Annotated in this window: 5 protein-coding genes and 1 pseudogene; 4 read left to right on the top strand and 2 right to left on the bottom strand. The window is 63.6% G+C overall.

The window, feature by feature from the left end:
* On the top strand, positions 1–679 hold a 679-nt coding region (locus tag WBV42_RS15045), incomplete at its 5' end, for a glycosyl transferase family 2 (protein WP_423986750.1).
* 58 nt (positions 680–737) lie between these two features.
* Here the strand turns inward: WBV42_RS15045 and WBV42_RS15040 are convergent.
* Positions 738–1,550, bottom strand: coding sequence for an amidohydrolase family protein (locus WBV42_RS15040; RefSeq protein WP_423986751.1), 813 nt, complete (start codon positions 1,548–1,550; stop codon positions 738–740).
* A 156-nt stretch (positions 1,551–1,706) separates the two neighbouring features.
* On the opposite strand from WBV42_RS15040, the gene thsA reads away from it, so the two are divergent.
* The 3 genes from thsA (at position 1,707) to WBV42_RS15025 (ending at position 3,979) form a co-directional block, all read left to right on the top strand.
* Positions 1,707–3,269, top strand: a complete 1,563-nt coding sequence (thsA, locus tag WBV42_RS15035) for a thermosome subunit alpha (protein WP_253228303.1) — start codon at positions 1,707–1,709, stop codon at positions 3,267–3,269.
* Positions 3,270–3,405: 136 nt separating this feature from the next.
* Positions 3,406–3,669, top strand: coding sequence for a DUF7520 family protein (locus WBV42_RS15030; protein WP_253228295.1), 264 nt, complete (start codon positions 3,406–3,408; stop codon positions 3,667–3,669).
* Positions 3,670–3,709: 40 nt separating this feature from the next.
* Entirely contained in the window at positions 3,710–3,979 is a 270-nt protein-coding gene (locus WBV42_RS15025) for a hypothetical protein (protein ID WP_423986749.1), read from the top strand.
* A 57-nt stretch (positions 3,980–4,036) separates the two neighbouring features.
* On the opposite strand, the pseudogene WBV42_RS15020 reads toward WBV42_RS15025, so the two are convergent.
* A pseudogene (locus WBV42_RS15020) lies at positions 4,037–4,157 on the bottom strand (transcription initiation factor IIB 2); the annotation flags it as partial.

The raw sequence follows: 4,157 nt of genomic DNA, 5'->3' as shown, positions 1-4,157 counted from the left end.
CCTCGGCGAGGAGGTGGCCGTCGAGGAGTCGTGGTACGACGGCATCCGGAACGCCATCGCGGACGGCGCGGACGTGGTCACTGGTCCCGTCCATCGGACGGTTCGGGCGGGGATGACGACCGAGACGATCGAAACGCGAACGATCGCGGGCCGGGACGTGACCTACTTTTCGAGCGTAAACGTCGCATTTACCCGTGACGGCATCGAGGCCGTGGATGGCTTCGACGAAACGCTCGAAACCGGCGGCGCGCGCGATTGTGCCCACCGCCTCGCGGGATTAGAACGCCCCATCACGTGGGCTCCGGAAGTGGCCGTGCGCCGCGAGGACTCCGACGAGAAGGGTGTCGAACGCGATTGGGCGACGAAATATCGCTCGCTCTCCTACCGCATGGTCAAAAACTACGGGCCGCGACTGACCGTGTTCAGACGGACCATCCACGACGCCGTCCGCGACGCGCGAACGGCCGGAGGGAACGTCGCCTCCGGCGATACCCGTCCGTCCCTCTGGGCCAGTTGCGGCAAGGAAGTCGCCAAGGGAATCGCCAAGGGTTCCAAAGACGGCCTCGTCGCCCGCCTCCGGGACCGGGACGATACGCGCAACCCGAACGGGTTGTCCGACCGCGCCGACCGCGCCGTCGAACGCTACGATTGGCGCGAGGTCGAACCCGAGATGGAATAGCAGTTCGACTACGGGAAAGAACGAACGTCGGGACCTATTTTACCCCGTCACCGAACGATCATTCGTCCGGTGCGAGCGCCTCGACGACGCGACAGGGATTGTTGGTGAACACCTTTCGCATGGCATCTTCGGGCACATCGAGGGTGAGTATCTCCATGACGGCGACGTTCGGATGGGCGTGGGGGGCACCGCTGCCGAAGAGGACGCGGTCGGGGTGCTCCATGACGGCGCGCTCCATCTGCTCGCGATAGCGGACGAAACTCGTGTCCAGATAACAGTCGTCGTGCGAGTCGAGCAGGTCGATGGCGTCCTCCATCAGATCACGGTTCAGCGGAAAGCCGCCGAAGTGCGAGAGAACCACGGGGAACGAGCGGTCGAGGAGTGTCGTTGCGGCGGTTTCCGGGGGGAATCCGTCGCCCGCGGTGACGAGGACTGGAAGGTTCACGTCTTCGAGTTGGTCGAGGACCTCGTCGTCCGGAAGGCCGTCGTGGGTCGGGTCGAGTTTGAACCCGTGGAACCGGTCGTCGTAGGCGTACTGCTCGACGTCTTCGGGGGAGGTGTGCCAGTCCTTCCGGTGCGTGCGGAAGTTTCGGAAGCGCGCCGTGGCGCTCCCGTCGGGGTCGCGGGGACCGTTGATCCTGGCAAACGCAAAAAACGGACGTTCAACGCTTCGCCGAGCGACGGCGTTGTTCGCTCGGAGATAGCTCGAACCCCCTTGGACGGGACCGGGGAAGACGATGGCGTTCACGACACCCGCCTGGTGGAACTCGCGCTCCAACTTGTCGGGCGAGATGGCCCGACCGCGCGCCGTAACCGACTCCTCGACGGGGAGTCGGGCGTGAACGTCCACCACACGAAACCGGTGCTCCAGTTATAGCATCTGAAAATTTCTCGATGGTAATCGGGTTTGTATCTATCGGTCGATGCGTGTAACCTGCTCTCGTTCGGCAAACCGAGTAAAAAGATTTATATAGAACATCAATCATTCATTATACGTATGTCAGAATCAGGATTCGGACAGCGACGCATGGGCGGACGACCGATGTTCATCCTCAGCGAAGGCACGGAACGGACACAAGGTCGGGACGCTCAATCCTCCAACATCACGGCCGGGAAAGCGGTCAGCGAGGCCGTACGCACCACGCTCGGACCGCGTGGGATGGACAAAATGCTCGTCTCCGACGACGGCGACGTCGTCATCACGAACGACGGGGTCACGATTCTCGACTCGATGGACATCGAGCACCCCGCCGCACAGATGATCGTCGAAGTCTCCCAGACACAGGAGGACGAAGTCGGCGACGGGACGACCACGGCGGCGGTCCTCGCCGGGGAACTCCTCGCGAAGGCCGAGAACCTCCTCGAACAGGACGTCCACGCCACGACCATCGTGGAGGGCTACGCCCGCGCTCGTGACATCGCCATCGAGGCCGTCGAGGACCTCTCGCTCGACGTCGACATCGACGACGACCTCCTGAAGCAGGTCGCCGAATCCAGCATGACCGGCAAGGGCACCGGTGACATCACGACCCAGCGACTCGCCGATGTCGTCGTGAACGCGGTCCGTGGCGTCGAAACCGACGACGGACTCGACCGCGACGAGATCCGCGTGCTGACGCAGGTCGGCGGCAGTTCCAGCGGGACGGAACTCGTCGAGGGAATCGTCGCCGACGCCGAACCCGCACACAAGAACATGCCGCGCTCGGTCGAGGACGCGACCATCCTCGCCACCGACGGCACCTTCGGCGTTCGCGAGACGGAACTCGACGCCGAGTACTCCGTCGACAACGTCGAACAGCTCACCGCCGCGATGGACGCCGAGGACAACCAGCTCCGCGACCTCGCCGATTCCATCGCCGACGCCGGTGTCGACGTCGTCTTCTCTCACTCCTCCATCGACGACCGTACGGCCTCGTACCTCGCCGAGCACGGCATCCTCGCCTTCGAGGACGTAGACGACGACATGACGAGCGCCATCGCCCAGTCCACGGGCGGCAAGCGCACGGGTAAACCGGACGACATCGACGACGACGACCTCGGCCACGCCGACTCCATCCGCGTCGAGAAGTACGGCGACGAGGACCTCGTCTTCGTCGAAGGTGCCGACGAGGCACAGTCCGTCACCGTCTTCGTCCGCGGCGGAACGGAACACGTCGTCGACGAAGTCGAGCGCGCCATCGAGGACGCCCTCGACGTCGTCGCCAACGCCGTCGAAACCGAGAGCGTCGTCCCCGGTGCCGGTGCGACCGAGATCAACATCGCGGGCCGCGTTCGCGACGACGCCGCGGGCATCGAAGGCCGCCAACAACTCGCCGTCGAGGCGTTCGCCGACGCCATCGAAATGCTCCCGCGAACCCTCGCGGAAAACACCGGCATGGACCCCATCGACGCCCTCGTCGACCTCCGTGCGGCGAACGACGCCGAGGAAGGCCGCGCAGGCATCATCTCCTCCGGCGAGACCGGCGAAATCGCCGACCCCGTCGAGAAGGGCGTCATCGACCCCGCCGCCGTCAAGAGCGAAGCCGTCGAGAGCGCCACCGAATCCGCGACGATGATCGTCCGCATCGACGACGTCATCGCCGCCGAGTAAGCGACCGCCTGATCGCGATCTTTTTTGTCGCCACGAACGGATGAGAGTGCCCACAGCCGCGCTTCGAACGGTCGTGGAACCGTTTTGGCCGTTCGAAGTAGCAAGCCCTAACCCGACTGGGTGTCAATCTTCGTCGATGAGCGAGCGTACCCTTTCGAGCCGTCGCATCTTTCTCGTCACTGCCGTAACGATCGTTCTCGTCTCGGGTGGTATCGGACTCACGGTCGGCGCGACCGGTCAAAACCGACACAAAATACTGCGATTGTTCGGCGTCTCGCTGTTCGAGATGAGTCCCACCTCGATGGCGCTGTTCGGCATGGCGCTCACGGCGACGGTTCTCATCGTCCTGTTCGCGCTGGTCTCGTACGTCTCGCAGTACGACACCGACCGCGTAACGTGAGAGGAAAAAGATTATTCCAGTCGGCCGACTTGCACCCGATATGGCAACCGAAACACGTTCGCGCTCGTCCTCCGACGGGGCGACCGGCGAACTGCTGGCCGTTGCGGCAACGATTCTGCTGGCGAGCGCTCCAGCCCTTTTCGCGCTCTACGTCATCTTCGACACGTTTTCGCCGACGAGTCAGACGGCGTCGCTCCTCGACTACGCCACGACGACGATGAGCGGTGCTATCATCTTCGCCGTCCTTTGGTTCGGACTCGTCCTCTTCGCCTACTGGCCATCGCTGGCCGAAGCGTGGAACGACCGATAACAACGTAGTCGGTAGCCGCGGTCGGCGGTCAGCACAAAAACAGTCCTTTTCGCCCGTTCAGGGTGCGATCGTTCCTTCCTCGGCGTCGAGCAGTTCGTGGTAGCGGTTTCGGATGGTGACTTCGCTGATGTTCGCGACGTCGCTGACCTCGCTCTGTGTCACCTTCTCGTTCGTCAAG

The organism is Haladaptatus sp. (assembly GCF_049589095.1).
GTDB lineage: Archaea > Halobacteriota > Halobacteria > Halobacteriales > Haladaptataceae > Haladaptatus.
The sequence above is the reverse complement of the archived record's forward strand: the minus strand, read 5'-3'. Positions and strand labels throughout refer to the sequence as shown.